General features: G+C 58.1%; 27 protein-coding genes. 10 read left to right on the plus strand and 17 right to left on the minus strand.

The features are described from left to right. Nucleotides 1–50 precede the first annotated feature (50 nt). The 4 genes from F1C16_RS06755 to F1C16_RS06770 form a co-directional block, all read right to left on the minus strand. Complete coding sequence (locus tag F1C16_RS06755) at nt 51–986, minus strand: alpha/beta fold hydrolase (protein ID WP_185283580.1); 936 nt, start codon at nt 984–986, stop codon at nt 51–53. A 4-nt stretch (nt 987–990) separates the two neighbouring features. After that, complete coding sequence (locus F1C16_RS06760) at nt 991–1,875, minus strand: NmrA family NAD(P)-binding protein (RefSeq protein ID WP_185283581.1); 885 nt, start codon at nt 1,873–1,875, stop codon at nt 991–993. 134 nt (nt 1,876–2,009) lie between these two features. After that, entirely contained in the window at nt 2,010–2,888 is an 879-nt protein-coding gene (locus tag F1C16_RS06765) for a helix-turn-helix transcriptional regulator (protein WP_185283582.1), read from the minus strand. Nucleotides 2,889–3,024: 136 nt separating this feature from the next. Further along, nucleotides 3,025–3,660 carry a hypothetical protein gene (locus F1C16_RS06770; protein ID WP_185283583.1) on the minus strand — a complete coding sequence of 212 codons (636 nt, stop codon included), beginning with the start codon at nt 3,658–3,660 and terminating at the stop codon, nt 3,025–3,027. An 88-nt stretch (nt 3,661–3,748) separates the two neighbouring features. Between F1C16_RS06770 and F1C16_RS06775 the strand changes: the two genes are divergently transcribed. Further along, nucleotides 3,749–4,630: a hypothetical protein gene (locus F1C16_RS06775; protein ID WP_185283584.1), complete on the plus strand. Its 882-nt coding sequence runs from the start codon at nt 3,749–3,751 to the stop codon at nt 4,628–4,630. A gap of 4 nt (nt 4,631–4,634) precedes the next feature. Here F1C16_RS06775 and mnmE read toward each other — a convergent pair whose 3' ends face one another. The 4 genes from mnmE to F1C16_RS06795 all read right to left on the minus strand — a co-directional run bounded on the left by mnmE (nt 4,635) and on the right by F1C16_RS06795 (nt 9,273). Continuing rightward, entirely contained in the window at nt 4,635–6,026 is a 1,392-nt protein-coding gene (gene mnmE, locus F1C16_RS06780) for a tRNA uridine-5-carboxymethylaminomethyl(34) synthesis GTPase MnmE (protein ID WP_185283585.1), read from the minus strand. Nucleotides 6,027–6,129: 103 nt separating this feature from the next. Next, nucleotides 6,130–6,789: a metal-dependent transcriptional regulator gene (locus tag F1C16_RS06785; RefSeq protein WP_185283586.1), complete on the minus strand. Its 660-nt coding sequence runs from the start codon at nt 6,787–6,789 to the stop codon at nt 6,130–6,132. Nucleotides 6,790–7,017: 228 nt separating this feature from the next. After that, nucleotides 7,018–8,028, minus strand: coding sequence for a 3-oxoacyl-ACP synthase III family protein (locus F1C16_RS06790; RefSeq protein WP_219733445.1), 1,011 nt, complete (start codon nt 8,026–8,028; stop codon nt 7,018–7,020). Between the two features lie 102 nt (nt 8,029–8,130). Further along, nucleotides 8,131–9,273: a glycosyltransferase gene (locus F1C16_RS06795; RefSeq protein ID WP_185283587.1), complete on the minus strand. Its 1,143-nt coding sequence runs from the start codon at nt 9,271–9,273 to the stop codon at nt 8,131–8,133. Between the two features lie 172 nt (nt 9,274–9,445). On the opposite strand from F1C16_RS06795, the gene F1C16_RS06800 reads away from it, so the two are divergent. Both F1C16_RS06800 and F1C16_RS06805 read left to right on the plus strand, forming a co-directional pair. Further along, entirely contained in the window at nt 9,446–10,954 is a 1,509-nt protein-coding gene (locus F1C16_RS06800) for a M28 family peptidase (RefSeq protein WP_258049051.1), read from the plus strand. A gap of 105 nt (nt 10,955–11,059) precedes the next feature. Continuing rightward, entirely contained in the window at nt 11,060–11,890 is an 831-nt protein-coding gene (locus tag F1C16_RS06805) for a 2,3,4,5-tetrahydropyridine-2,6-dicarboxylate N-succinyltransferase (protein ID WP_185283588.1), read from the plus strand. Nucleotides 11,891–12,045: 155 nt separating this feature from the next. Here F1C16_RS06805 and msrA read toward each other — a convergent pair whose 3' ends face one another. Both msrA and F1C16_RS06815 read right to left on the minus strand, forming a co-directional pair. After that, nucleotides 12,046–12,594 (minus strand): peptide-methionine (S)-S-oxide reductase MsrA, encoded by a 549-nt coding sequence (gene msrA, locus F1C16_RS06810; protein WP_185284245.1) that lies wholly within the window; start codon nt 12,592–12,594, stop codon nt 12,046–12,048. Between the two features lie 318 nt (nt 12,595–12,912). After that, entirely contained in the window at nt 12,913–13,803 is an 891-nt protein-coding gene (locus F1C16_RS06815; protein WP_185283589.1) for a 3-hydroxyacyl-CoA dehydrogenase family protein, read from the minus strand. A 356-nt stretch (nt 13,804–14,159) separates the two neighbouring features. Here F1C16_RS06815 and F1C16_RS06820 point away from each other — a divergent pair, with 356 nt between their 5' ends. Further along, a complete protein-coding gene (locus tag F1C16_RS06820) occupies nt 14,160–14,315 on the plus strand; it encodes a lmo0937 family membrane protein (protein WP_185283590.1) in 156 nt (51 codons plus the stop codon). A gap of 92 nt (nt 14,316–14,407) precedes the next feature. On the opposite strand, the gene F1C16_RS06825 is transcribed toward F1C16_RS06820, so the two are convergent. Both F1C16_RS06825 and F1C16_RS06830 read right to left on the minus strand, forming a co-directional pair. Then, nucleotides 14,408–15,274 carry a hypothetical protein gene (locus F1C16_RS06825; RefSeq protein WP_185283591.1) on the minus strand — a complete coding sequence of 289 codons (867 nt, stop codon included), beginning with the start codon at nt 15,272–15,274 and terminating at the stop codon, nt 14,408–14,410. Between the two features lie 17 nt (nt 15,275–15,291). Further along, nucleotides 15,292–16,914, minus strand: coding sequence for an ABC-F family ATP-binding cassette domain-containing protein (locus tag F1C16_RS06830; protein ID WP_185283592.1), 1,623 nt, complete (start codon nt 16,912–16,914; stop codon nt 15,292–15,294). Between the two features lie 297 nt (nt 16,915–17,211). Between F1C16_RS06830 and F1C16_RS06835 the strand changes: the two genes are divergently transcribed. Continuing rightward, the gene (locus F1C16_RS06835; RefSeq protein ID WP_185283593.1) at nt 17,212–17,682 is read left to right on the plus strand and encodes a DUF4199 domain-containing protein; all 471 of its coding nucleotides are present in this window, start codon (nt 17,212–17,214) and stop codon (nt 17,680–17,682) included. A 243-nt stretch (nt 17,683–17,925) separates the two neighbouring features. Next, nucleotides 17,926–18,330, plus strand: a complete 405-nt coding sequence (locus F1C16_RS06840; protein WP_185283594.1) for a hypothetical protein — start codon at nt 17,926–17,928, stop codon at nt 18,328–18,330. 90 nt (nt 18,331–18,420) lie between these two features. Here F1C16_RS06840 and F1C16_RS06845 read toward each other — a convergent pair whose 3' ends face one another. Beyond that, nucleotides 18,421–18,807 carry a hypothetical protein gene (locus F1C16_RS06845; RefSeq protein WP_185283595.1) on the minus strand — a complete coding sequence of 129 codons (387 nt, stop codon included), beginning with the start codon at nt 18,805–18,807 and terminating at the stop codon, nt 18,421–18,423. A gap of 195 nt (nt 18,808–19,002) precedes the next feature. On the opposite strand from F1C16_RS06845, the gene F1C16_RS06850 reads away from it, so the two are divergent. Further along, entirely contained in the window at nt 19,003–19,806 is an 804-nt protein-coding gene (locus F1C16_RS06850) for a murein L,D-transpeptidase catalytic domain family protein (RefSeq protein WP_185283596.1), read from the plus strand. Between the two features lie 80 nt (nt 19,807–19,886). Here the strand turns inward: F1C16_RS06850 and F1C16_RS06855 are convergent, their stop codons facing one another. After that, nucleotides 19,887–20,081, minus strand: a complete 195-nt coding sequence (locus tag F1C16_RS06855; RefSeq protein WP_185283597.1) for a hypothetical protein — start codon at nt 20,079–20,081, stop codon at nt 19,887–19,889. 177 nt (nt 20,082–20,258) lie between these two features. On the opposite strand from F1C16_RS06855, the gene F1C16_RS06860 reads away from it, so the two are divergent. Both F1C16_RS06860 and F1C16_RS06865 read left to right on the plus strand, forming a co-directional pair. Further along, nucleotides 20,259–21,068 carry a M48 family metallopeptidase gene (locus F1C16_RS06860; RefSeq protein ID WP_185283598.1) on the plus strand — a complete coding sequence of 270 codons (810 nt, stop codon included), beginning with the start codon at nt 20,259–20,261 and terminating at the stop codon, nt 21,066–21,068. Nucleotides 21,069–21,076: 8 nt separating this feature from the next. Further along, complete coding sequence (locus F1C16_RS06865; protein WP_185283599.1) at nt 21,077–21,976, plus strand: diacylglycerol kinase family protein; 900 nt, start codon at nt 21,077–21,079, stop codon at nt 21,974–21,976. On the opposite strand, the gene F1C16_RS06870 is transcribed toward F1C16_RS06865, so the two are convergent. Both F1C16_RS06870 and F1C16_RS06875 read right to left on the minus strand, forming a co-directional pair. Continuing rightward, nucleotides 21,933–23,204 carry a metallophosphoesterase gene (locus F1C16_RS06870; RefSeq protein WP_185283600.1) on the minus strand — a complete coding sequence of 424 codons (1,272 nt, stop codon included), beginning with the start codon at nt 23,202–23,204 and terminating at the stop codon, nt 21,933–21,935. The genes F1C16_RS06865 and F1C16_RS06870 overlap by 44 nt on opposite strands. 284 nt (nt 23,205–23,488) lie before the next feature. Beyond that, a complete protein-coding gene (locus F1C16_RS06875; protein ID WP_185283601.1) occupies nt 23,489–24,124 on the minus strand; it encodes an LON peptidase substrate-binding domain-containing protein in 636 nt (211 codons plus the stop codon). Between the two features lie 131 nt (nt 24,125–24,255). On the opposite strand from F1C16_RS06875, the gene mtgA reads away from it, so the two are divergent. Next, nucleotides 24,256–25,002 (plus strand): monofunctional biosynthetic peptidoglycan transglycosylase, encoded by a 747-nt coding sequence (mtgA, locus tag F1C16_RS06880; protein WP_185283602.1) that lies wholly within the window; start codon nt 24,256–24,258, stop codon nt 25,000–25,002. A gap of 168 nt (nt 25,003–25,170) precedes the next feature. Here mtgA and F1C16_RS06885 read toward each other — a convergent pair whose 3' ends face one another. After that, complete coding sequence (locus F1C16_RS06885; protein WP_185283603.1) at nt 25,171–26,637, minus strand: Gfo/Idh/MocA family protein; 1,467 nt, start codon at nt 26,635–26,637, stop codon at nt 25,171–25,173. Between the last annotated feature and the right edge of the window lie 80 nt (nt 26,638–26,717).

Here is a 26,717-nt window from a genome sequence, read left to right on the forward strand (position 1 = left end):
ACGAGTTACGCTGCGCTAAACTCGCGCCAGTAGTAAAAGATCCAAAGATCTTAACCAGCGTGTTTCAGGAAGCGTAACACGGCGTCTACTACCTGCGCTGGCTTTTCCTCATACATGTAGTGGCCGCTGTCCAGAATGCCCACCACTTCCACGTTTTCGGCCATGTATGGTAAGCTCATTTGCAAGTAGTTGAATGATACGTTGCTGCCGATACCCAGCACCGGCATCGTGAGGCGCTCGTAGGTGTTGGCGTCGGCAATATCCTGGTTTAGCGCCTGGTACCAGGCATTGGCAGCCCGAATGTTTTCGGGCTGGTTATACACGGCCGCATACACCTCCCGATCAAAGGCCGACATTTGCCGCTCGTCCAACATCACGTAGCGGAAAAGGTAGTCTAGCAGGTAGTGGAAACGTCCGGCCAGAAGCTGTTCGGGCAGCTCTTTCACCTGGTTGAAGGCCATCCACCAAACGTAGGGCTGCTGCCCATCCATTTTATCGTTGAAAGCGCCGGGAGCCGGTAGCAGCGGCATCTGCCGCATGCCTTCGCTGGGATGGGCGCCATCGGCCAGAATAAGTTTTTCCGTTGCCTGCGGGTAGTTAAAGCCGAAGCTGCTGGCAACCATGCCGCCGATATCGTGGCCGAGTAGGGAGGCTTTTTCTATGTTCAGGTGGCGCAATAGAGCGTATATGTCCTGAGCCATCGTCTTTTTGTCGTAGCCAGTGGCGGGCTTCTCGGAGCTGCCCATGCCGCGAATGTCCACGATGATGACCCGGTAGTGCCGGGCCAGCTCGGCGGCAATGGGGTGGTAGGAGTACCAGGTTTGTGGCCAGCCCGGTAGGCAGATCAGAGCCGGACCACTGCCGCCTTCCACGTAATGGAGCCGCACCCCATTGACGGTTGCGTAGTGGTTGGTAAAGCCAGGCAAGCGCTGAATTAGTGCCTCGTCGGAGTAAGCGCCCAGGGTAGAAGAGGTGTCAGGTTGCATAAAATCAGTTCGTTAAGAAGGTAAGAGGAGAGGTCCAGGTGAGGTCTGGGTAGCGGGCGTTGTCGAGGGGGTGGTTCTGCACGCTAAACATGCTGAGCAGGTACTGCATTTGCTGCCAGTCGGCGTATAGCTGCTGCTCGCCGGCGGGGTTGGCCGCCCGCACGTGCTGAATGGCCGCAGCTAAATCAGCCCGAGAGCCTAGCTGTGTTAGGGTGAAATTTCCCCGGCCGGCCTGCTGGGCGAGGGTAACTAGCTCGCGGGGGCTGGGCTGGAAGCTGGCGATGCGCAGAAAACGGGGCGTAGTGGGGTCCAGCGCGGCGGCGACGGTGAAAGCGGCCGTGTCGTCCATCGTAGTAAAGTCGATGTGCCAGTCGGCATCTTCCCAGTAGCCTACCTGCCGCTGCCGGAAGTCAAACAGCGGAATATTGTAGGTCAGCACTTCGGCGAAGGCTCCGTTGAGAATGGATGTAGCGGCAATAGGCGCTTGGTCGAGGCGGCTCTGAAACTCACGCCGCAGGTCAAAATTGCGGTTCGCGCCGGGCTCCTGCTGGGTGTAGTCGCTGCAAAAATCGGAGGGGATGAAGCGCGGCACGCCGGCAGCTACGGCCGCCTGAAGCAGCTGCGTTTGCGCTTCCACAATGACTTCGCGCAGACCCGCTAGCACCGATACCACGCAGTCAGCCCCAGTGCAGGCTTGGGTGAGGGTAGGGAGGTCCGCAAAGTCGACGCGGCGCACCTCGATGCCCTGCTGGGTTAGGCTGTCAACTTTGGCGGAATTGGTTTCGGGGCGCACCAGCACCCGCACATGTGCACCACGCTGCCGCAGGGCATTTACAATACGGCTGCCGAGGTTACCCGTCGCGCCGGCCACTACAAGTAGAGGATTCATAGAAAGAGAGAAGAGGAAGAAACAGCCGCTTTGCCGCGGCCACTTTAACTACCCCAAAGGTCCTCAACCCTCTCTCGGCCCAACGCCTGATTCTTGCGCTTTACTTACACATTCTTGCGCTTGTGCGGCGTAGCCTAGCTCTGCTGAAACGCACGCGGACTCTGACCCGTGGCCCGCTTAAAGGCAGCCGCAAAATGCGCCGGCGAAGCAAAGCCCAGCGCGTCGCCAATAGCCGCCACGGGCAGCTCGCCAGCCCGCAGCAGGGCGCGGGCTTGTCGGATTTTCCAATCCAGCACGTACTGGTAGGGCGAGCGGCCGGTGGTGTGCTTGAAGCGGCGGGCGAAGTGAAAGACGCTCAAATTGGCTAAGTCAGCCAGCGCTTCCAGCGTGATGGGTATCTCCGCGTGCGCCTCCAGATACGCGTCTATGCGCGTCAGCACTGCCGTGAGTAGGCGGCCCTGGGTCTGCCCCGGTAAGCGGCGCTCAAAGGTAGCGTGGTGCTCAATCAAATGGTAGGAGAGGGCCGTGACCAACGACTCAGCATAAAGCTGACCCAGGGTATGCGCCCGCCCAGCAGCCGCAAGCAACTGCTGGCCTACTTGCGCCAATAGTCCGTCCTCGTTGCGAAACCGCTCGCGCAAAGCGAAGTACGCGAGGTCCAGGTCGCGGCGGGCGCGTGTTTCCAGAGCCTGCGCATCCAAGTGCACATGAATGATGTCCGCGGGGCCATCCCACCCAAACGGGCCATACTCTCCCTGTGGGTATAGACCGACATCTCCCCGACGAAACTGGTCAGCCTCCACGCGCGCGCCGGTGCGCCTGCTGGCTACTACCGGCTGCTCCCCCTGGTGCACGAGTAGGAGGTGTTGCTCGTGGTAGTGCGCGGGTAGGGTCATTGCGTCCAGCTGATAGCGCTCAAGCCGCACCCCCGGCCAGTCCAGCGCCTGAGTGGTTGTCAGGGCCGGACGGTCGTATAGCTCGGAGGTGTAGACATGGGTAGTGAAGGCCGCCATAAGGAGCAAGGTATACCGTAAAACAGGTAGATAGCAAAGCTGTTTAACAGGTCGTTTTAGATCATTCTGACCATTGCGATTCAGCAAACGGACGCCAGATCAAGCTGACAGTTAGAGACCTAAACAGCTTTAGTGCCTACCCAAAGTTGTAGGGGTAGCCGATGCCTTGTAGGTCTGCCTCTAGCTCGGCCCAGTCTTCTAGTTCGCTGTTGATAGCTAGAGCCGTGTCTTTTGTGAGTGATTCATGACGATAAATGGCCGCTACGGCGTCAGCAGCAATGGGCTGCCGGTCGGTTTCGTCGAGGTAGTACTCGGTGGCCCACTCGGTGTAGGTAGCAGGTTGTTGGTCGAAGATGAATAGTAGCTCCTCGGAGCCATCGTCTTCGTTTTCTACCACGCCGGTTTGCCAGCCGTGCGCAGGCGTGTACCACAGGCAAAACGTGGTGCCAATAGAGTTGACCGGCTCCCCAAACATGAACTCATCAAACGCATCGGGTAGGCCGCGGGTCACCTGGGCTTTATCGGGCTGGTCGTAGTCGGCCAGGAAACCGTTGATGACGCAGCCTTCCGGCCGGAATAGCACCAGCATCTGGTCGCCTTCGCCATCAGCCATTTCAAACAGCTCCTCGCTTTCATCCCACGCCGGGTTGTAGGTGTAATACCGATACTCAGGCTCCGGAGCATTTACGGCATCCAGCACCGCCAGCGACTGGCACAGGCGACGGAGGGTATCGGCGGAGGGTAGGGCAGTGGGGTTTAGGGTAGAAAGCATAGGTAGGCGGAATGCGTGATAAAAGGGTCAACGGAAAGCGGCAGGATGAGGCTGGGTAGGTTATCTTGGCGGCTCACCTCGTTTTCAAATGCAAGTATACTCTTATTGGGCACGCGCAACCCTCGATTGTGCCGACGCGGCGGGTTTGCCCTACCACCTCACGGCATACGCCGGCAGCGACGACAGTGAGGCAGCGGCTAAACAAGCCGTTGAGCAGCTCCTGCATACGCGCCATGCCCGTCTGCTGGCCAACCAGGCGCTGGTCGAATACCCTACGGGTAGCGCTCCGCTCCGGGAAGAGCTGATACAGCGCCTACACAGCAAGCAGGGCGAATTAGTAGGAGCCCTCACGCGCAACCACTACGGAAGCATCGTGCTGAATACGCTGGCCGTTATGTTTCTGGATATAGATGCAGTAGACCTACGGGAGCGAATTTATCCAACACCGCCACCACTCAGCGTAGCCGAGTTTTTTCGACGGCTTTTCAGTCCACCGCCAGCCCCAGTCTACCGCGACTTGGACGAGTCGCTGCAACTGCGCCTCACGGCTTGGCTGCACCAGCACCCCGACTGGAATTTTCGGGTGTACCGCACCCGGTTGGGGTTCCGGCTGTTAGTCACCCATCAGCTCCTGACTCCTGATACTGCCGCCGCACAAGCCGTCTTCACCGCGTTTCGCACCGATGCGACCTACGTGCGCCTGTGTCAGAAACAGCATTGCTACCGTGCCCGGCTTAGTCCGAAGCCTTGGCGCGTGGGGTGGCAGCGTCCCCCGTTGGTGTTCCCCTACGACACGCCCGCGCAGCAGCAAGAGCAACGAGAATGGGAACAGGAGTACGCAGACCGCAGCGCCGTTTACTCCGTGTGTGAGTGGGTAGGTGAATATGGAAGCGGCCAGGTGTGCCCAGACGCCGCACAAGTGATTGAACTACACGACGCCGCTTGCCTTGGAAAAGGCAAACTGGCGTAGGCCACTACTTCCCGATACAAAACTGCGTGAAGATGCTGGTCAGCAAGTCGTCGTTGGAAATCTCACCGGTGATTTCGCCCAGCGCAGCTAGGGCCTGGCGCAGGTCGGCGGCAACCAGCTCGGTACCGGCGCCGGTGGCAAGGCCTACCAGCACCGCATCAAGGGCCACGATGGTGGCTTCGAGGCTGCGGGCGTGGCGCAGGTTGGTGACGATGGTGCTGCTGCCGGTGCGGTCGAGGCCGGCGCCGCGGACGTGCTCGAGCAAAGCCGTTTGGAGCTCGTCGAGACCGTCGCCGCGGGAGGCGGCAATAAGCACGGTATCGGGACGGGCGCTGAAGGTGCTGATTTCGTCGTCGGAAGCCACGTCGAGCTTGTTGCCCACGGCCACTACCGGCACGCCGGCGGGTAGGCGCAGGTCATCAATCTCTGCTTCAAGTTGCGCGGGTGAAGTGCTCGTAATATCAAATAGATACAACACAACGGCCGCTTGCAATACGCGCTGCCGAGTGCGCTCTACCCCAATGGATTCCACCACGTCGGTGGTGTCGCGCAGGCCGGCTGTATCCACGAAGCGGAACCTGATGCCGTCGATGCTTACCTCATCCTCAATCAGGTCGCGGGTGGTGCCGGCAATGGCCGATACGATGGCGCGCTCCTCGTGCAGTAGGGCGTTCAGGAGGGTAGACTTGCCCGCGTTGGGTCGGCCGGCAATAACGGTGGTTACGCCGTTTTTGATGACGTTGCCTAGCTCAAACGAGCGCAGCAGCTTGCGTACCAGCGCCTGCACTTCCTGGCTCAATGCCACCAAACCGGTACGGTCGGCAAACTCCACATCTTCTTCGCCAAAGTCCAACTCCAGTTCTAGCAGCGAGGCAAACTGCACCAGCCGCGCCCGCAAATCGCGCAGTTCGCGCGAGAAGCCGCCACGCATCTGCTGCATGGCTACTTGATGGGATAGGGCCGAGTCGGCTGCAATGAGGTCGGCTACGGCTTCGGCCTGGGCCAGATCGAGAGCCCCGCGCAGGAAAGCCCGCTTGGTGAACTCGCCGGGCTCTGCCAGACGGGCGCCGCAGCGTACCAACAGCATCAGCAGTTGCTGCACAATGTAGTTGGAGCCGTGGCAGCTGATTTCCACCACGTCCTCGCGGGTGTAGGAGCGCGGTCCTCGAAACAACGACACCACCACCTCGTCAATAATCCTACCCTCGTCGCGAATGGTGCCATAGTGCATCGTATGGCCGCGCTGGTCGGACAGCTGATGGCCGTGAAACACTAGGTCTGTAATGCCAATGGCCGACGGACCAGAGAGGCGGAGCACCGCAATGGCGCCCGCGCCCGGTGGCGTCGACAGGGCAATGATGGTATCAGAAAGGGTAGGGGGAAGGAAAGCAGCCACGGAGAAAAATCTAAGCTAATTCGGTCGTAAAAATACGTATGTTACCCTAACACGGATTGTGGAGGCAGCGTGCCGCCAGACAGGGTAGAAGGGCGCACTGCCCCTACTGCGTCACCATCAGATTGCGGCTTACTTCCGCCGAAATCAATGCTTTTTGCTGTTGGTTCACCCTGATTTCAAGCGAATTATCAAAGTCTACCTTATCCAGCACTTCAAGCTGCGCGCCCAGGCTCAGGCCTACCTTATCTAGGTAACGCAGGAAAGCAGGTGAGGTGTCTTTCACGGCTACCACGGTGCCGTGCTCGCCGGGTGTGAGGTCGGCTACTAGGCGGCTGCGGGGGCGCTGCACGGCGCCATCCTCGCTCGGAATCGGGTCGCCGTGGGGGTCGAGTTGGGGGAAGCCCAGGAATTCGTCGAGCCGGCGCAGCAGCAAGGGCGACTGCAAGTGCTCCATCTCCTCGGCCACCTCGTGCACCTCGTCCCAGTTGAAGCCTAGTGTCTGCACCAGAAACACTTCCCACAGCCGGTGCCGCCGAATAGTGAGCAAGGCCACCTGCCTACCCTCGCGGGTGAGGGTAGCCCCCCGGTAGCGCTGGTAATCCAGCAACCCTTTCTCCCCGAGGCGGCGCAGCATATCCGTTACTGAGGCCGCCCGCGTTTGCAGCGCCTCCGCAATGCGGTTGGTGCTGACCTCCACACCGGGCTCGGCTTCAGAGAGTTTGTAGATGGCCTTTAGGTAATTTTCCTCGGTGAAGCTAGGCAAGGGGAAATGGTGAAATTGTGGGATAGTGAAAAGGTGAGTTTTCGTTCTGTCATTATAGGCTGTCTGTTAGCTTAAACCGTCCCTCTGTCATCCTGAGCTTGCGAAGGACCTTATGGCAATTGAACGAGTCGTTGTGAAGATGGTCGTTCTCGCGTGAGAAGGTCCTTCGCAAGCTCAGGATGACAGAGGGAACGGTTCGAGATGACAGCCAAGCTAACAGGTGATGATTTACCACTTAATCAGAGCCGATGCCCAAGTGAAGCCGGAGCCGAAGGCCGCCAGGCAAACCAAATCGCCGCGCTTCACTTTGCATTCTTGTACGGCTTCGCTCAGTGCAATTGGAATAGAAGCGGCGGTAGTATTACCATAACGCTGAATGTTGCTGAAGATTTTATCGTCCGATAAACCCATTTTCTGCTGCACGTACTGCGTAATGCGCAGGTTGGCCTGGTGCGGGATCAGCATATCGATGTCCTGAGGCTGCATGCCATTCTGGTCCAGCGCTTCCTTGATGACCTGCGGAAAGCGCACTACAGCGTGCTTGAACACGTTCTGGCCGTTCATGTAGGGGTACATATCGGGCTCATGGGCAATGGCGTAATCTACGCGGCCTTCGCGGTTCGAGCCGGGCTCTTTCACAATCAGCTCCTCGGCGTGCTCGCCCTGGGAGTGCAGGTGGGTGCTTAGGATGCCGTGGCCTTCCTGGGTGCTGGGACGCAGTACCACGGCGCCAGCGCCATCGCCAAAAATAACGGATACAGCCCGCCCACGCGTCGATTTATCGAGGCCCGAGGAGTGAATTTCGGAGCCTACCACCAGTACCGTATCATACATGCCGGTCTTGATGAATTGATCGGCCATCGAAAGCGAGTAGATGAAGCCCGAACACTGGTTGCGCACATCGAACGCCGGGGTAGCTTCTTTCATACCAAGCTCGCGCTGCAACAGCACGCCCGAGCCAGGGAAAAAGTAGTCGGGCGAGAGGGTAGCAAACACGATGAGCTGCACGTCGTCGGGGGTGAGGCCGGCGGCTTCCAGGGCCCGGCGGGCGGCTTTGGCGCCCATGTTGGCGGTGGTGTCTACGCCTTCCGTAAACCAGCGCCGCTCCTTGATGCCCGTGCGCTCCTGAATCCAGGCATCGGTGGTTTCCATGAGCTGTTCAATGTCGGCATTGGTCACCACACGCTCGGGTACATAGTGACCGACGCCGGCAATTTCGGAATAACGCAGAGTAGACATAGGGGGAGAGAGTTTGGGTGGGCAGCGAAACAAAGAAAACAGGTGGTCGAAGGTAAAGAAAACGCCGACCCTATTATGCAAACGGGTCGCGAAGGTCGGTAGTTACCGGATAGCATCTACTACGGACCACAATTTTGCCGCTTCCGAAGCCCAGAATACATCCGTAGGAATGCCATGAGGGTAGAAACGAGTTGCCCGTAGATCGGCTGCTAAAGCGGTTGCGTTGGGCTGCGCGAAATCTGCGCAGGGTAGGGCCGCCGTGTATGCCTGCGTTGCGGCCAGCCACAGCGCATTGTAGGGTAGCAGCATGGGGAGGCCGTGGGCAGCGTACTCAAACAGTTTAGTGGGCAAGCAACGCCAGGTACTCGGGTGAGGCTGGTAGGGCAACAGTCCCAGGTGGCTACGCTGGATGACCCGAACCACCTCGCGGTGCGGCACGAGCTGGTCGCCGCCAAGCAGCGTCAATGCCTCGGGGGCCGCCGTCACGGCTTGTTGCAGGCGGCGCAGCACCTCCGGCTGCTGACAGAAACCGATGATAGTGAGGCGGGCCGTGGGCCATACCTGCCTGAATGCGTACGTGAAGGCAATGGCGTCGAACACGCCATTCAGCTCCGAAATGGTGCCGGAGTACAGCAGTTCCAGCGGTGCCGGGGGCATGGGTAGGGCGTGCGGCCCGGCAGAAGCAGGCTCGTTGGGTGGCGGCTGGTACTTGTTTTCCAGAATAACCGAGTTGTTGAGTGTGGCAAAGGGTAGCTCCTCGGCGTAGCTGCGTTCGGCCAGCACCAGCGCAGCGGCCCGCCGTGTCGCTGCCGTTTCGATGCGGCGCACCAACTTGGCCAGCAGCTGCCGCAGCACATGCGGGTAGACCTGCTGGGTCAGGATGTTGAGGGCGTAGTTTTCCCGCACATCATATATAAAATGACGCTCCCTACCCTGGCTGCACCACAGCAGCGTGAGCGGGAGCAGCTCTGGCGCGTGCACCACCACCACTTGCGGTTGCACCTGCTGCAACAGTCGCCAATAGCGCCACTGCGCGGCTAGGCGCTGCCAACTCAGGCGCGAGCCTGCCAGCAGCTCGTGGGTATGCAGGTTAGTTGACGCACCGGGTGGGTGCGGGGCGCGGCGGCCGGCTACGTGCACCTGCATCCCGGGCCGCTCAGCCAGCGTACGGCCAAACTTCCCGAACATACGGGTGTCGTCGAGGGGCTTAAGGACGGAGGCAAGTAGGATCGTAGTAGGCGGCATCGTTGGGGCCAAAGATGCCGGTTTTAGGGCGGGTTTGAAAGGGTAAGCGTATTTGTCATTCTGAGCGTAGCGAGGAGTCTGAATCCGTAGTTCAGACAATCCCTAGCCTGACAAACTGGTTTCTTTTCTCTATCATAGCCTTCCGCATCTATTTATCTATTCTCTCCTCCGCATGAACATCACGCACAAAGCTGCCATGAGCTGCCTGCTGCTAGGCCTCACGCTCACGGCCCCACACGCTGCCACAGCCCAGAAAAAAGTCCGTCAATTGACCACCAAAGCTCCCAAAGCCGAAGCCGCCATCCGCGAAGCCGACATCAAGCGCGACCTGTATGTGCTGGCCGACGACAAGTACCGGGGTAGGGAAGGCGGCACCCTCGACGAGCTACGCGCCTCTGCCTGGATAGCCGAGCAAATACGCGCCATTGGCCTAGAGCCGGCCGGCGACGACGGTACATATTTCCAGTTTTTTCAGCTCCAGCGCACCCGCCTCACGTCCGCCAGCACGCTCCGCATCGGCTCTCACCAGCTCCGGCCCAACCACGATGCCGTGATTGTAGCACCTACCAACGCCAGCATCACGGCCCCATTAGTCTTTGTGGGTACGGCCACGCCGGCCGAGGTAGGGAAGGTAGACGTGAAGGGCAAAGCCGTGGCCTTGCAGATTTCCGGGGCGCCCACCGATGGCATCAGCTACCGGCGCTACCTGTTTGCCAAACTGCGCGACCAGGCCGCCGAGCTAACCAAGGCAGGTGCCGTGGCCGTGGTATTTGTGTCTGATGAGAAGGCTCAGGCTATTTACGACCACTGGAGCCACATCTTCGAGCGGGGCCGCTACGGTCTGCCCGGCGACGCCAACGTGAAGGTGCCAGCCGACCAAACGCCTGTGGTGTGGCTGCCCGCCAATGCCCTAGGCTGGGTGCAGCAAGCCGGCCAGCAGTTCAGCACCGAGCTGAAAGTGGAAACTTTCGCCTACCCCTCGGTGAACATTGTGGCCAAGATGCCCGGCACCGATGCGCAACTGAAAAAGGAATACGTGCTCTTCAGCACCCACCAAGACCACGACGGCGCCCGCGCCCCCGTAGCCGGCGACTCCATCTACAACGGCGCCGACGACAACGCTACCGGCTGCGCGGCCCTGTTGGCCATCATGCGGGCGTTCAAGCAGCAGCCCGCCCGTCGCTCGGCCTTGTTTGTGTACCACGGCGCCGAGGAGCGGGGCTTGCTGGGCTCGCGCTACTACTCGGCTAATCCTACCGTGCCGCAAGAGTCGATTGTAGCCGTGCTGAACGCCGAGATGATGGGCCGCAACGACCCCGATAGTGCCGCCCTGCTAGGCTCTACGCCGCCCCACCGCAACTCTCAAGACCTGGTAGATATAGCCCTGGCCGCCAACCAGGCTGGGCCCAAGTTCAAGCTCGATACCGAGTGGGACAAAGCCACCCACCCCGAGGGCTGGTACTTCCGCTCCGACCACCTGCCCTACGCCCGCCTGGGCATTCCGGCCGTGATGTACACCTCCCTGCTGCACATCGACTACCACACGCCCAAAGACGAAGCCAGCCGCATCGACTACGCCAAGCTCACCAAAATGACGCAATGGATGTACCTCACCGGCTGGCAGGTAGCCAACCGCGACCAGCGCCCGGCGCGGGAAGCAGGCTTTAAACTGGAGCGGTAGGGAACGGGTAGGAAACCCGCAGCCCGAATGTTTTCCGGTCGGGCATTGGGAACATAACCACCGCCGGCGCTAGTTTTGCCGCTCATTCCGTTTTTAAAAATTGATATGAATACTTCCGAACTGCAAAATATCATTGAAGCCGCCTGGGCCGACCGCAGCCTGTTGCAGCAAGCTGCCACCACCGACGCCATTCACGCTGTGATCGAAGAGCTGGACAAGGGCCGTCTGCGCGTGGCGCAGCCCATCGAAGGCAAAGACGGCGAGTGGCAGGTAAACGACTGGGTGAAGAAGGCCGTTATCCTGTACTTCCCCATTCAGCAGATGGAAACCATCGAGCTGACGCCCTTCGAGTACCGCGACAAAATGCGCCTCAAGACCGATTATGCCGGCCAAGGCGTGCGCGTGGTACCGCCCGCTACGGCCCGCTACGGCGCCTACCTGGCTCCCGGCGTTATTCTGATGCCCAGCTACACCAACATCGGCGCGTGGGTAGGCGAGGGCACCATGGTGGATACCTGGGCCACGGTAGGCTCGTGCGCGCAAATTGGCGCGGGCGTGCACCTGAGCGGCGGCGTGGGCATTGGCGGTGTGCTAGAACCCGTGCAAGCCGCTCCGGTAATTGTGGAAGACGGTGCCTTCATCGGCTCGCGTAGCATTCTGGTAGAAGGCTGCCACATCGGCAAAGAAGCCGTTATCGGCGCAGGCGTTACCATCACCGGCAGCACCAAAATCATCGACGTAACGGGCTCTGAGCCCAAGGAGTACAAAGGCATGGTGCCGGCTCGTTCGGTCGTGATTCCTGGTTCCTACACCAAGCAGTTCCCCGCTGGCGAGTACCAGGTGCCCTGCGCCCTCATCATTGGCCAGCGCAAGCCCAGCACCGACCTGAAAACGTCGTTGAACGACGCTTTACGCGAGCACAACGTGGCCGTCTGAACCATGGATTCGCTCAGATTTTCCGGATTACCTGGATTTCGTGTACGACCATAAGCAACCGAACCAAAACAAAAAGAGCTTGCCATTTGGCAAGCTCTTTTTGTTTCATATCAATCCACAAAATCCGTGTAATCCGGAAAATCCGAAGTTCAGACCTACTTAGTTGCCGAAGCGGTTTTCTTCAGCTTATCGCCAAATACGGCTTTCACCTTGTCTACTTTCGGTTTCACTACAAACTGGCAGTAGGGCTGGGTGCCGTTCAGGTTGTAGTAGTCCTGGTGGTAGTTTTCGGCTTTGTAGAAGGTAGGCGCGGCGCTGATTTCCGTTACCACAGGGTTCGGGAAAGCGTGGGCGTCGTTGAGCTTCTTCTTATACTCCTCGGCTAGTTGCTTTTGCTCGTCGTTGTGATAATATACCACTGAGCGGTACTGCGTGCCCACGTCGTTGCCCTGGCGGTTGAGGGTAGTAGGGTCGTGGGTTTTCCAGAATATTTCCAGCAACTCCTTGAAGCTGATTTTGCCGGGGTCGTAGGTGATGTTGATGACTTCAGCGTGGCCTGTCAGGCCCGAGCATACTTCCTTATAGGTAGGGTTGGCGATGCGCCCGCCGGCATAGCCCGATTCCACTTTTTCCACACCTTCGAGGTCCTGAAAAACGGCCTCGGTGCACCAGAAGCAGCCGGCGCCAAATGTTGCTAATTCCATTTTCTTGGTTGTCTTGGTAGAGGGTTTAACCGCTTTGCTTTGGGCGAGGCTGCCGTAGCAGAAGCTCAACAGCAGGAGCGCGGTAGTAAGCAGCTTGATCATACGATAGAAAGGAAATTTCAGGTAAAAAAGTTTAACTACACGGCCCAGAAGCTATATTGGGCTCATTTTATGCAGCTTAAAAATAGCCCGGCCCGCCGTCGACTATGTATACGTCGGCGGCGGGCCGGGCAGATTTACCGGGGTTGTAATTTTGGGGGCGGGCGCCACTACCGCCTACCCTATAAATTTTTGAACAGGGTAGGCGGCACGACCGAGCTACTTGCGAAAACGCTCGGCTACTACCAGCTCCTTGGTGCCATGGCTCCACGTGTAGAAGCCTTCGCCCGATTTCACGCCGAGTCGGCCGGCCATTACCATATTCACCAGTAGGGGGCAGGGCGCGTATTTGGGGTTGCCCAGGCCGTCGTGCAGTACCCGCAGAATGGCCAGGCACACGTCCAACCCGATAAAGTCGGCGAGTTGCAGCGGGCCCATGGGGTGAGCCATGCCCAGCTTCATCACCGTATCGATTTCCTCTACGCCAGCCACGCCCTCAAACAGCGAATAGATGGCCTCGTTGATCATCGGCATCAGAATGCGGTTGGCTACAAAGCCGGGGTAGTCGTTCACCTCCGTGGGCGTTTTCTCCAACTGGCGCGCAAGGTCCATCACCTGCGCCGTCACCTCGTCGGAGGTAGCGTAGCCCCGAATCACCTCTACCAGCTTCATCACCGGCACGGGGTTCATAAAGTGCATGCCAATCACCTGCTGGGGGCGCTGGGTGGCGGCCGCAATTTTGGTGATGGAAATCGACGAAGTATTGCTGGCCAGAATGGCCTCGGCGGGCGCGTGCTGGTCTAGGTCGCGGAAGATTTGCAGCTTCAGGGCCTCGTTTTCGGTGGCGGCTTCCACTACCAGCTGGGCGTTGCGCACGCCGTCGGGTAGGGACGTAAAGGTGGTGATGCGCCCGAGCGTATCGGTTTTATCGGTCTCGGCGAGGGTGCCTTTGGCTACTTGGCGGTCGAGGTTTTTGCCAATGGTGCCCAGCGCCTTGTCTAGTGCGGGCTGGTTGATATCAATCAGATGAACTGAAAATCCGTGCTGGGCAAAAACGTGGGCAATGCCGTTGCCCATCGTGCCCGAGCCAATAACGGCAACTTGCAACATAGTGTGAGAAGTGGGTGGGAAAAATGAGGTGAGCCAAGTAAGTCAAGCAGTTGCCCATCAGAGCAGTAATTGCTGTAAGGGCTGAGTGAGCAGGCCTCCTTTGCCCGCTAAATTACGGGAAATACCGGTCCACCTTGTAGTAGGGAGGTAGCAGGCATGGTAGGGGCGAACAAGCAGCCAAAAAATAGTAGTTGCACTCTCGCAATAAAAAATTTTCTTTTCAGCATATATCCTTCCAGGGAAAGTACCCGTACAAGACCACAAGCACCTGTTTTACTCTTGCTACCAATCAGGAACAGACAGATTGCCTAGTGTTTCTCTCTCCCTTCATTCATCCCTAACTTAACTCCACCACCATGGGAAATCTGTTGTATATCATCGCCGTTGTTTTGGTCATCATTTGGGCCATTAGCTTCTTCGGAGGTTTCGTAAGCGGTAGCATCATTCACGTGCTGCTGGTTATTGCCATCATTGCTGTATTGCTGCGTCTGATCCGCGGCAGCTCTGTGTAGGATTTGCGCACAAGCTGCTCGTCTGAAAACACAAAAAGGCCGCTCCCGATATCGGGAGCGGCCTTTTTGTGTTTGCTCGGCATCGGGAAAGACTATTTTCCGATGTCGAACAGGAAGTTGAATCGGATTTCGGGCTGCCCGTAGGGAGAGTTGCGATACCCGCCACTATCAAGGCCATCATTGAAGTTGTATAATATCACAATGTCCGCCGCAAAACGGTCGCCAAGCTGGGTGCGGTAGCCAGCACCGCCCAACAAGGTATTGGCTACCTGATGCCCTTTGCTGATTCTGCCATTTGAATCAGTAGCTGTTGCATTTAGCTGGGTTACCTCGTATTCACCATGCAGAAAGAATTGCTTGTACACGATGAACTGTGCAAACCCTTTCACTCCGACGTTGTGGTAGTGAATCTTAGCGGGGTAGCCATTCACAGACTGTGTTAGGGCCGAATAGTTGGCACTAATGTAACTATAGCTGATACCCGGCCCAATGGCAAAGCGTTCTGACACCCGGTAGCCAATAGCGGGAGCAACCCCAATATTAAATTGACCATCTCCATAGAAACTGCTGTAACCCAACCCAAAGTTGCTGTATACAAAATAGCGCCGCAAAGGCTTGGGCTGCTCGCTGGCCCGGCTACCCGGCGGGAACTCCAACCCCGACGGACTGTTGGGGTTCGGCCGGTATACGGGCGCGCCGGGCTGGTCGGCTGGCACGCCCGGCTGCGGCGTGGGCGTAGCCGGGGTAGGGGCCGGCGTGGTTACCTCGTAGCCGCGGGCTGGCGCGGGAGTAGGGGCTGGCGCCTGCCGCGCGGGCGCACCGGGCGGGGCTGTGTTCAGCTGGGGCTTGGCCTGCTGCGTGCGGGTGGTATCGGGGGTGGGGGTAGTCTGGGCCTGGGAAAGGGTAGGAGCCAAACCGGCCCCTACCACCACGCCCAGCACGAGCAAAAGCTTTTTCATACGGAGCCTAAACGTTATTACGATACAAGTTGGTACATGCGCTTGCGCTGCGCCTTCAAATGGTCGTCAGCCAGGTATTCCTCGTAGCTCATGCGCCGGTCCAAGATGCCGTCGGGCGTAAGCTCGATGATGCGATTGGCAATGGTGTCGATGAACTGCAAGTCGTGGGAGGTGAACAGCAGCGTGCCCGAAAAGTCGCGCAGGGAGTTGTTCAGAGCCTGAATGCTTTCCAGGTCCAAGTGGTTCGTGGGGTCGTCGAGCACCAGCACGTTGCCGGCTTCCATCATCATCTTGGAGAGCATGCAGCGCACTTTCTCGCCCCCGCTTAGCACATTGGATTTCTTCTGCGACTCCTCGCCCGAGAACAGCATGCGGCCCAAGAACCCGCGGATAAACGACTCGTCCTTTTCCGTGGAATACTGCCGCAGCCAATCCACCAGGTTCAGGTCGGTGTCGAAGAACTCAGTGTTTTCCTTGGGGAAGTAGCTGGGCGTGATGGTGGTGCCCCAGTTGAATTTGCCCTTATCGGCTTTCACCTGCTCGAACAGAATATCAAACAGCAGCGAAGCCGCCCGGTCGTCGCGGCTCACAATGGCTACCTTATCGCCCTTGTCGAGCGTAAAGGACACGTTGCGGAAAATAGAGCGGCCGTCTATCGAGGCCGCCAGGTCTTCCGTCGTCAGCAGCTGGTTGCCTGCCTCGCGTTCCGATTTGAAGGCGATATAGGGATACTTGCGCGACGAAGGCTTGATTTCTTCCAGCGTCAGCTTTTGCAGCAGCTTCTGGCGCGAAGTAGCCTGTTTGGATTTGGAGGCGTTGGCCGAGAAGCGGCGCACAAACTCCTCCAGCTCCTTGCGCTTATCCTCCGTCTTCTTGTTCACCTCCTGGCGCTGACGCAAAGCCAGCTGGCTGCTCTCGTACCAGAACGAGTAGTTGCCGGGGTACATGGTGATTTTCGAGAAGTCTAGGTCGGCCATGTAGTTGCACACGGCGTCCAGGAAGTGGCGGTCGTGGCTCACTACGATTACTGTGTTCTGAAAGGAATCGAGGAAATTCTCCAGCCACAGCACGGTTTCGGCGTCGAGGCCGTTGGTGGGTTCGTCCAGCAGCAGCACGTCGGGGTTACCGAAGAGGGCCTGGGCCAGCAGCACGCGCACCTTATCGGAGGTGCCCAGGTCGCCCATCAGGGTTTGGTGCTTGTCTTCCGAAATGCCCAGGCCGGAGAGCAGCTCAGCGGCTTCGTACTCAGCGTTCCAGCCTTCTAGGTCGGCAAACTCGCCTTCCAGCTCGGCGGCCCGCTCACCGTCGGCGTCCGAGAAATCGGCCTTGGCGTAGATGGCGTCTTTTTCTTCCATCACCTTCCACAGGCGCGTGTGACCCATAATCACGGTTTGGAGCACCGGGAAGGCGTCGGCCGCAAACTGGTCCTGCTTCAGCACCGAGAGGCGGGCGCCCTTGGGCATATCCACCGAGCCGGTATTGGGCTCAATCTCGCCCGACAGGATTTTTAGGAAGGTAGACTTGCCCGCACCGTTGGCCCCAATGAGGCCATACACGTTGCCGGGCATAAACTTGATGGTGACATCTTCAAACAGCACGCGCTTGCCGTAGCGCAGGCTCACGTTGGAGGTACTAATCATGCAGTAGTAGAAAACGAAGTAACAATGTGAAGGTGCGCCGGGCACCGCAACGACCCGCGAAAATACGCAAATTGACCGGGAGGCTTCTATAACCCATGGCAACGTCTCGGGGCTAACATCTATAAAATGCTGGGCTAGCTACTAAAAAAGGTAGCTGGGCACAACATCCAATTGACAATTAAAGTATAAAAAGACCGATTGTGGCCCGTATGCCCGGCGTTTGGTCAACAGCCAACCCTAGGTAGCAGTTCCGCACACCTACCTCTTCCTTTTCAACTCTCTCTTCGACCTACCCTCATGAGTGACACTCGCCTAACATCCGAAAAAAATGGCCTCCGCTACGGCATCTACACCACAGGCGCCATGATTATCTATTTCCTCGTTGCTTCTTTGTTTGATCTTACAGACCGCATCGAGTTCAGTTTTCTAAATGGCATTATCATGTCTATTGGCGTAACCCTGGCTATCCGCCACTTTAAGTATGCCAAGGACGACCACATGGCCTACCTGCAAGGTCTTGGTACAGGCATTATCACAGGTGCAGTAGCCGGTGTGCTATTTGGCCTGTTCTTCGTTATCTACGCTACTATCAATCCGGCCCTGATGGACCAGATTTCCGCCCGCGACCTGTTTGGATATGACCTGTCGGTGGTTATTGCTTTCTTAGCCATTGTTTTGCAAAGTTTCATGGGAGCCAGCATTGTGGCACTTATTGCAATGCAATATTATAAGAGCCCCGATCATAAGCCCATTGAAGAAGTAGAGTAAGCTAATTGCTCACTATTTCTAAGACTACGTACAGGCCAGCTTCTCACGAAGCCGGCCTTTTTTGCTTTTGTATAAAAAGAATTGGACGTATCCGTAACTTTTTATGAAAAAAAAACGATATAGTGCATGAACTTTAATTATAGTAACATACATTTGTATTATTAGGGGCAAACTGAGGGTAGCCTATAGGCCCAAGCTCCGAGTAAGGCAACATCACCATCCGTGATACTTCTTTCAGAATAAATGAAAACGGCATTCTTTACGCTCCTGCTTACCTGTGCACTTGTTGGTTCTGCCTCGGCACAAAAGCAGCAGAGCCTACTGGCGGAACTGCCTGGCACCAATGAAATCCCTGCCGAACGGGTAGAGGCCCTGACGCGTGCTATGGCGACTACCCTGCACCTCAATGAAGGCCAGTATATGCGCCTACGCGAGGTAAACCGCATCAAGCTCACCCGCCTCGACGAGATTCAGTGGCAGACCCGCGATAACGTGGCCCAGCAGCAGGCGGAAACCCTGGAGTTGCAGGCACAATACGAAACGGAATGCAGCCGCATTCTGTCGCCGTCTCAGCTGATGGCCTTGCGCGAGGAGCAGAAGAAAGACCAGCAGCCCAAGCGCGACCCCAGCATGGGTGGGGTAGGCTAAGCCATCTGTCAATTGACCAATATAAACGAAGGGCGGCCGCATCAGATGATGCAGCCGCCCTTCGTTGTTGATAGAGGGTAGGAAAGGCCGTTACGGCTGGTAGAGTACCTCGCTCACGACGCCCGTTGGGCTGAAGCGCAGACGCAGTTTGCTGGCTGCCGAGCGCGGGTGGCGCGGCTCACACTGGGCGCCAGGCGCCACGTAATAGATGTAAATCTTCTCGGTTTGTTCGCTCAACTCGTTTTCGTCGGGGTGGCCCAGCAGGGCGTCGATGGCGTCGGTGCGGGTGTCGTAGAGCAGGTCGCGGTGCTGAAGCAGGGCGGGGAGTAGGGCAGCACGCTGGTTACGACAGGCATAAGCATCCTGCCGCCACGCCGCCGCATCGAAGCCCGGAATAGCGCGCAAATCGTGCCCGCACGCACTCAGCAGCACCAGGCAAACAGCAAAGGCAAACAGGCGGCGAAGGGTAGGGAGCATAGAAAACGCAATAGAAATTTAGGCAGAAAGAGCAGGGTGAATAGCTCGGCAGAACGCAAAGTAACGCAGATTTAATCGGCCTGCTACGGGGGTAGGCTGGGTGTAGTTCCGCTATTTCTGTTAAATTTGGCAAGCCAGTTCTATGGAATAGCTCTCCGCGTACCGATATCTGTTCATCTCGACTACTCACAGCCTATGTCCTACCTGCCGACTGTTAGCGCTAGCCTGCTCTTGTCCGCTCTCTCGTTTCTGCCCACCAACAGCGCGCCCGTAGCGGCCGCCCCGGCCCCTACTGCGGTGGTCGTAGAGGCGCCATCTTCCCGCGCCCTGGCCACAGCTGCCTTCGAGCAACATATTTTGCAAAGCTACGCCCAGAGTGGTTTGGTGACTTCTGGCCTACCCGTCTTGGTGTTCCGCGAGGCGCTGATTGGATTCTACAACCTGCGCCAACAAGGCAAAATCGCACCCGACCAGCACGTGCTCACGGTTATCGATTTCAGCCAGTCGAGCAAGGCACAACGGTTTTGGGTCATTGATCTGGAAAAACAGCGCCTGCTGTTCCGCACCCTGGTAGCGCATGGCAAAAACACCGGCGAAGACCTTGCGCGCACCTTTTCCAACCGCGAAGGCTCCGAAATGAGCAGCCTGGGATTCTACCGCACCGGGCGCACCTACCAGGGCAAGCACGGCCTGTCGCTGAAGCTGCACGGCCTCGATACGAATTATAATACCAACGCCTACAACCGAGCCGTGGTAGTACACGGTGCCAGCTATGTGAGTGAGGATTTTGTCCGGCAGCATGGCCGGTTGGGCCGCAGCCAGGGCTGCCCCGCTCTACCCGTGGGCGAGTCGTCGGACATTATTCGGGCCATCAAAAACGGCTCCGTGGTGTATGCACACGGGCCTGCTCAGGCCAGCTACGCCTCCAACTGGCTGAACCTAGAGCCCGCCGTGCTGGCCTTTGCCGGCACTACGGGTAGGGTAGTAGCCGGACAATAGCGTTATAATTATGCTGATAAGCAACGACGCCCCGCGGCCAATTGGCCGCGGGGCGTCGTTGCTTATTGGGGTGGAAGCAGTTAGGCCCGGTCGCTGGTTGTTTTTACCAGGTTGATGCCGGCAAAAAAGAAAATCAGGCCCACCAGGAAGGGAACAAAAGAGTTCATCTTGCCTAAGCCAATACCGCCAACGCCAAGGAAGCCCATGGCGCCAATGATGATACCAACGATGCCTAGAACCGTGAGGATAGTGCCGAACGTGCGTTTCTGATTCATGAGAAGGGAGAGTTGAAATGGTAGAATAGGAAGACGGGAGAGTCTATTTTGACCTGATACGTGAACAAACAGAATTTGGCTATATAGCCGAAAGCAACCCTGCGTGCCGGCCATCGTTAGTAAGCCCAATCAGGCCTACCAATCGGCCTACTCACTCCCTTTTTACTGCCCTATACCATGAGAGGACTTCTGCGCTATGTGGTCGCCGCTGTGCTGGCCCTATCCGCATTCATCACCTATTACTGCAACTCCACCACCAACGAGGTGACCGGCGAAACGCAGCACGTGGCCATGACCACCGACGAGGAAATTGCCCTGGGCCTGCAAGCCGCGCCCCAAATGGCCCAACAGTACGGCGGCCTATCGCAGGATGCGCAGGCGCGGGCCGTAGTGGAGCGCGTAGGAGAAAAGATTATCAGTAGCACCAAGGCCGGCCAGACGCCCTACAAGTTTCAGTTTCACTTGCTGGCCGATCCGAAAACCATTAATGCCTTTGCGCTGCCCGGCGGGCAGGTGTTTATCACCGAAGGTCTGTTACGCAGCCTGACTTCCGAAGGGGAGCTGGCCGGCGTGCTGGCCCACGAGGTAGGGCACGTGGTAGGCCGGCACTCGGCCGAGCAGGTAGCGAAGTCCAAGCTCACACAAGGCCTGAGCGGGGCCGCCGCCATTGCTGCATACGACCCCGACCGTCCGGCCACGGCCGCAGGTGGAGCCGTAGCCGCCGCCATTTCCAAGCTCCTGACCCTGCGTTACGGCCGCGACGATGAATTGGAAGCCGATAAGCTGGCCGTCGATTTCACACCCCAGGCCGGGTACGACCCTCGCTCTATGATCAAGGTGATGGAGATTCTGGACCAGAAAGCCGGGGGCAGCAACCCGCCCGAGTTCCTGAGCACGCACCCCAACCCCAGCAACCGCATTGGGCACTTGCAGGAAGAAATTGCCGCCGAGTTTCCCCAGGGCGTACCCTCCAATCTGAAGCAATAGCGCCCGTTATGGCTGAGCAACTGCGTCACTTGCTGTTTGTGCTGAATCCCGTTTCCGGTGATATTGACAAGGATAAATTGGAAACTACCTTGCAGCAAACCTGTACCGAGCACGGCCGCACGGCCGCGTTCTGGCACACGACTGGCGAGGATGACCTGCAAAAGCTGACCCAGCACCTGGCCAGGCAGCGCTACGACGCCGTATTTGCTGTGGGCGGTGATGGTACTGTGAAACTGGTGGCTGAAGCTTTGCTGACTACGGATTCCATATTGGGCATCCTACCCATGGGATCAGGCAATGGCCTCTCCAAAGACTTGCATATTCCGCAAGACACGGATGAAGCGCTGGAGCTGATCTGGGACCACGAAGTGCAGGCCATTGACACAGTGCGTGTCAATGGCCAATTCTCCGCCCACCTAGCCGACCTGGGTTTCAATGCTTTAGTAGTGAAAAAGTTCTGCGAGGGCGATACGCGCGGGCCGGGTGCCTACGTGCGCATCGCGCTGGCTGAGTATGGGGAGTACGAACCGTTGCGCTACCGCATCGAAACCGACGAGGAAGAGGTAGAGACGGAAGCGTTTATGCTGACCATTGCCAACGCCAACACCTTCGGTAGCAACGTCGTTATCAACCCCAATAGCCGGTTAGATGACGGAAAGTTTGAAATCTGTTTGGTGGCGCCCTTTCCGGCCGAGGCTGCGCCGGGCTTACTCTACCGCCTATACACGCAGGCATTCGACACCTCGGATTACACCCGGCGCCTATCGTGTCGGCGGGCTACTATTCGTGTGCCAGGGCATGAAAAGGCCCTGGTGCAAGTAGACGGCGAGCCTCTGGAATTGGAACTGCCTATCACCATTGAAATCAGCCCGCAGAGCCTGCGCGTGCTGACGCCGCGGCAGGGGTAGGCGCTACGGCTTCGCTCGGAGCGGCGGCAGTATACAGGCGGCTTCGGAAGGGCTCGGTGGCGCGCACTGCGCCCGTCTGGTTGCCGGGCTCCAAGGTGCGCAGCCAGGCTTCGCCGTTGGCATAAAACTCTATCACGAAGAAGCCTTTGTGCTCGTGCGTGAAGGTAGCTTTGCCTCCCTTCTGCACGAAAGCCGTTTTGCTACCCGAGCCACTCACCAGATAATGCCCGCCGCGCCGCTGGAAATATTGCAGGTTGTGGTCGTGGCCAGCGGCGTAGATGATGTTGGGAAAATCACGCAGCACCCGAAGCAAGCGCCGCCGCATGGCACGGTAGCGCGGGTGGGCCATGTCCTCGGCCGCGCCTACCACCCGCCGGTACGCCGGAAACAACGACCCCACCACGGGTAGAGGCAAATAAGCCTTCTTGTGCACCGCCAGCAGCGGAAACACATGCTGCTTGGTGGTAAACTGGCCACCATGCATGGCATTGGAATACAGCGGGTGATGCCCCGCTACCACAATGCGCTGGTGTTGGTTGGCCGCCAGCACTTGGCGCAGCTGCTCAAACGGCTCCCGGCTGGTAGTGGCCGTGCACCCGTAGGCCTCACCTAAGGGGCGCGTGCCATGTTGTACCCACCATTGCGTGTTCAGCACCACCAACAACACATTGCCAGGAAGTTGCAGGGTAGCGGGGCCGGGGCAGCCGCGGGCGGGTAGGTAGTGCGCTGTGGGTAAGTGGTCGCGCACGTAGGCCTCCTGGCGCAGCAGGTATTCGTAGCCGTCGCGGCGACCTTTGTTCCAATCGTGGTTGCCGCTGAGGAATATTACACGTCCCGCAAACGGCCGCAGGGCGTCCAACTGGGCGTTGAGGCGGTGCTCGGCATCGGCGCGGCCGGGGTGGGTAGGGGCCGGCAGACCGGTAGGGTAGATATTATCGCCCAGAATAACTACTGCTCCTGCTTCGCCCGTTTGTTGCTGCCAGTCTTGCAGTAGGTTAATCACCGGGTCGCGGCCGTTGGTGGCTACGGCGCCCAGGTCGCCTACCAGCGCGATACTGTAGGCCGGCGTTTTAGATGGGGTAGGGGCAGCCGCTCCCGCACGGGCAGTAGAAGATACGTAGGGCTGACGCCGGTAGCGGCGTTCCTGCCCATAGCGATACAGCAGCCACAGGGCAGTTGCGCCGGCCAAGCCAACCAGCGCATACACCAGAAAGAAAGTGAAAGACATACTACGGGTACGCAAAACAGCGCCACCAAGTACGGAGTGGAAGCGTAACATTTTGCGTTCCAGGGCACGGTAGTACTACGCGGCTGGTTCACCTCACCCCTCCACCCCATCTCTTATAAAGGGAGAGGAGGAGCCATGAAGGTTCTTATCTGACTTGTTTTTCTGATGCGGCTTTCACTTCCTTTTCAATGATGAAGCGAACCGCGCGGACATTTCGAAATCAGGTACTTGAAATCGAAGTTGCGAAGAAGCCGCGAAATCCAGCTAACCTGCACCATCTGTGATTAGAAGTTGGGCGGCGTAAGGTTTTTGAAATGACCGTTCAGCCGGGCGCGGTCTTTCAGGCGCTCGGTTTCCATGAGTACGGGTAGGGTTTGGTCGAGGTGTTCGCGCACGAGTTCTTGGCGTTCCAGTTCGCTGGTGGCGGCCAGCAATTGGTATTCCTGTGTCTGGCTCATGCCCAAATGATGGGCTACATCGAAAATACGGTAGTCGGTAGGGAGGTCGAGCAGGAGCTTGCGCAGGCCCAGGATGTCGTAGAGACGGCGTACCTGCTCCGAGATGCGCTCTTGCAGCACGGGGTCGCCCACGGCATCGTCTTGAATATCCTCTATCTTGCCAGCGGCATATAACTTGTTGGGAGCCTGACGATAGAACTCCCGAATGCGGAATACGCCCACGCCTTGCGTCCGAATGTCCATCTCGCCGGAGGGATACACCTTCTCCACTTCCAGCAATTTCACTTCGGTGCCTAGTTGGCCCACGCTGTTATTTAAGTAGGGCGGAATACCGAAGGTGATACCCTCCTCGATGCAGTCGCGCACCAGTTGCCGGTAGCGGGGCTCAAAGATGTGTAGATTCAGCTTTTCCCCCGGAAAAACTATCAAATTCAACGGAAACAAGGCCAACAGACGTGCCATACAAGCAAGGAAGATAAGAACCGAAAGGTACCGGAAAATTGAAAACAGCGGCCATCGGCAACGCAAATCGCCTACTTTTGCGCTGGTGTCCGGTGGACGCTGGTAGGCATTAAACGGAATTCTCGTCGGTAGTGGCGGATTATACACAACTAGCGCGCCGCACAGGGCGCATCGTGCTACAAGTAGCAGCGGCTTTGTTTCTGGCTTCGGTGGCCTGGGTGCTGGTGTACCGCTGGGTGGCACCGCCCGCCACCTGGATTATGCTGGAGCGCCGCGCGCACCCGCCTATCGGCCGCGGCTACTACGGCATCCGCCCCGAGGGCGACCGGCAGATTCGCTACACGTTCTGTTCGTTGGACGAAGTATCGCCCAACGTGCCGCTAGCCCTGGTAGCCGCCGAGGACCAGCGCTTCCTGGTGCATCACGGCTTCGATGGCGGCGCGCTGTGGCAGGCTGCCAAGCACAACTGGGAGGGAGGCAGTAAGCTGGTAGGGGGTAGCACCATCTCGCAGCAAGTGGCCAAAAACGTATTTCTGTGGCATGGCCGCAGCTACGTGCGCAAAGCCGCCGAGGCCTACTTTACGGTGCTGATTGAGGTGCTATGGAACAAGCGACGCATCATGGAAATGTACATGAGCGTGGCCGAGATGGGCGACTGTATGTTTGGGGTGGAAGCCGCCTCACAGCAGTATTTCCACAAATCGGCCAGCAAGCTCACGCAGGCCGAGGCCGCGCTGCTGGCCGGCGTGCTACCCAATCCGCTACGCTTCCGGGCCAGCAACCCCGGCCCCCAGGCCCGCGCCAAGCAGCAGCGCGTGGTGCGCCGGATGCGGGCGCTGCGCGGGTCGGTCTATGTGAAGGAGTTGATGGAGGAGTAGACAAACAAAAAAGCCGGACCATAGGTCCGGCTTTTTTGTTTGTCATTCCGAGTGTAGCGAGGAATCTGAGTAAACTTGCTACTTGTGCTCCAGCCCGCAGAAAAACGGCATCTTTTTATTACAAGCAATAGGTTTACTCAGATTCCTCGCTACACTCGGAATGACAGGTTATGCGCCCAGCTTCCAGCCCTGGCGGTAGTCGCGCTTCACAAACTGATTCACAGCGTCCAGGTTGGTTACTTTCAACTGCTTAGGATCCCATATCAGCTCTACGTTGCGGCCGGGGTAGTTGAAGCCTTTGCCGTCGGCTTTGGGCGTTTGCACGTCGTAGCCGCGCACGGCCAGGTTGGCAATCAGCAGCGTTTCGGTGAGCGGGCCAGCAATGTCGAAAGGCGAGCTAACCTCTTTTTTGCCGTGGCCAGCAATGGCGGCCTCTACCCACTGGGCGTAGTGACCATTGGCGCCGCCGGGTACGCGGGCAAATTTCTCGGGTACTTTGGTGGTAGCCGTGAGGGAGGTAGGCAGCAGACGCGGATTCTCGGCATAGGTGCTGGCCATCATCTTGCCTTTGTCGCCGATAAATAGGATACCGTTGCCGCCGTCGCCAAATACCTCGTTGGGGCCTAGCTCGGCGGGGCGCTCGGGCTGAATGCCACCATCCATCCAGTGCAGGGTGATATCGCCCTTGGTCTTGGCCGTTTTCGGGAATTTGAGAATTACGTGGCTGGAAGGCGGGCAGCTCTTGGGGAAGTAGCCGCGCTTAAACTCATCCACGTACACGCTACCCACGCTAGCCGCTACCGACTTGGGATAACCTAGGTCCAGTACCCGGAACGGAGCTTCTACAAGGTGGCAACCCATGTCGCCGAGGGCGCCGGTGCCGTATTCCCACCAGCCGCGCCAGTTGAAGGGAACCAGCTTCTCGATGTAGTTTTCTTTGGGCGCCGTGCCCAGCCACAGGTCCCAGTCGAGGGTAGAGGGCACGGGAGCAGCTTTGTCGGGCCAGGCAATGCCCTGGGGCCACACGGGGCGGTCGGTCCAGCAGTATACGGTATGCACGTCGCCGAGCAGGCCAGCGTCGTACCACTCGCGCAGTAGGCGGGCACCGTCGTTGGAAGCGCCCTGGTTGCCCATCTGTGTTACTACTTTGTACTTACGCGCTGCCTCGGTGAGGGCGCGGGCCTCGTAGATGTCGTGGGTAAGCGGCTTCTGCACATACACGTGCTTGCCCAGCTGCATGGCCGCCATAGCCGGTGCGGCGTGGTTGTGGTCGGGGGTAGACACCGAAACAGCATCAATGTGCTTGTGCTCTTTGTCGAGCATCTGGCGCCAATCCTTGTAGTACTTGGCCTTTGGGAACGACTTAATCGTTTTAGCAGCGCGCTGATCATCTACGTCGCAGAGGTAGGCAATATCTGCCTTACCGCTCTTCGAGAAGTTCATGATGTCGCTTTCGCCCTTGCCACCTACACCGATACCAGCTACAACCAGCCGGTCGCTGGGGGCGACGTAGCCCTTGCCACCCAGTACGAAGCGGGGTACAATCATGAAGCTAGCAGCCGCAACGGCGCCTTGTTGGAGAAATTTGCGCCTCGATTCGGGGGAGGTAGGGGGGGTGGGATTTGGTTTTGCCATTGAATGAGGGGATTGGAAGTGGAAAGATGAAGTAGATTCAATAGTTTGCCTATAATAGTACTACTATTTTCCGACCGCAA

It is taken from the genome of Hymenobacter sp. NBH84, assembly GCF_014217645.1.
Taxonomy (GTDB): domain Bacteria; phylum Bacteroidota; class Bacteroidia; order Cytophagales; family Hymenobacteraceae; genus Hymenobacter; species Hymenobacter profundi.

Coding starts and splice junctions, on each gene's coding strand:
- F1C16_RS06875 (WP_185283601.1), bottom strand. CDS start 24,124: ATGGCACGTCTGTTGGCCTTGTTTCCGTTGAATTTGATAGTTTTTCCG.
- F1C16_RS06870 (WP_185283600.1), bottom strand. CDS start 23,204: ATGTCTTTCACTTTCTTTCTGGTGTATGCGCTGGTTGGCTTGGCCGGC.
- F1C16_RS06795 (WP_185283587.1), bottom strand. CDS start 9,273: ATGCCGCCTACTACGATCCTACTTGCCTCCGTCCTTAAGCCCCTCGAC.
- F1C16_RS06830 (WP_185283592.1), bottom strand. CDS start 16,914: ATGATTAGTACCTCCAACGTGAGCCTGCGCTACGGCAAGCGCGTGCTG.
- F1C16_RS06755 (WP_185283580.1), bottom strand. CDS start 986: ATGCAACCTGACACCTCTTCTACCCTGGGCGCTTACTCCGACGAGGCA.
- F1C16_RS06815 (WP_185283589.1), bottom strand. CDS start 13,803: ATGTTGCAAGTTGCCGTTATTGGCTCGGGCACGATGGGCAACGGCATT.
- F1C16_RS06865 (WP_185283599.1), top strand. CDS start 21,077: ATGGCTGAGCAACTGCGTCACTTGCTGTTTGTGCTGAATCCCGTTTCC.
- F1C16_RS06825 (WP_185283591.1), bottom strand. CDS start 15,274: ATGAAAAAGCTTTTGCTCGTGCTGGGCGTGGTGGTAGGGGCCGGTTTG.
- F1C16_RS06790 (WP_219733445.1), bottom strand. CDS start 8,028: ATGTCTACTCTGCGTTATTCCGAAATTGCCGGCGTCGGTCACTATGTA.
- F1C16_RS06850 (WP_185283596.1), top strand. CDS start 19,003: ATGTCCTACCTGCCGACTGTTAGCGCTAGCCTGCTCTTGTCCGCTCTC.
- F1C16_RS06770 (WP_185283583.1), bottom strand. CDS start 3,660: ATGCTTTCTACCCTAAACCCCACTGCCCTACCCTCCGCCGATACCCTC.
- F1C16_RS06765 (WP_185283582.1), bottom strand. CDS start 2,888: ATGGCGGCCTTCACTACCCATGTCTACACCTCCGAGCTATACGACCGT.
- F1C16_RS06820 (WP_185283590.1), top strand. CDS start 14,160: ATGGGAAATCTGTTGTATATCATCGCCGTTGTTTTGGTCATCATTTGG.
- F1C16_RS06760 (WP_185283581.1), bottom strand. CDS start 1,875: ATGAATCCTCTACTTGTAGTGGCCGGCGCGACGGGTAACCTCGGCAGC.
- F1C16_RS06800 (WP_258049051.1), top strand. CDS start 9,446: ATGAACATCACGCACAAAGCTGCCATGAGCTGCCTGCTGCTAGGCCTC.
- F1C16_RS06835 (WP_185283593.1), top strand. CDS start 17,212: ATGAGTGACACTCGCCTAACATCCGAAAAAAATGGCCTCCGCTACGGC.
- msrA (WP_185284245.1), bottom strand. CDS start 12,594: ATGGAATTAGCAACATTTGGCGCCGGCTGCTTCTGGTGCACCGAGGCC.
- F1C16_RS06775 (WP_185283584.1), top strand. CDS start 3,749: ATGCAAGTATACTCTTATTGGGCACGCGCAACCCTCGATTGTGCCGAC.
- F1C16_RS06855 (WP_185283597.1), bottom strand. CDS start 20,081: ATGAATCAGAAACGCACGTTCGGCACTATCCTCACGGTTCTAGGCATC.
- F1C16_RS06860 (WP_185283598.1), top strand. CDS start 20,259: ATGAGAGGACTTCTGCGCTATGTGGTCGCCGCTGTGCTGGCCCTATCC.
- F1C16_RS06840 (WP_185283594.1), top strand. CDS start 17,926: ATGAAAACGGCATTCTTTACGCTCCTGCTTACCTGTGCACTTGTTGGT.
- F1C16_RS06845 (WP_185283595.1), bottom strand. CDS start 18,807: ATGCTCCCTACCCTTCGCCGCCTGTTTGCCTTTGCTGTTTGCCTGGTG.
- F1C16_RS06805 (WP_185283588.1), top strand. CDS start 11,060: ATGAATACTTCCGAACTGCAAAATATCATTGAAGCCGCCTGGGCCGAC.
- F1C16_RS06885 (WP_185283603.1), bottom strand. CDS start 26,637: ATGGCAAAACCAAATCCCACCCCCCCTACCTCCCCCGAATCGAGGCGC.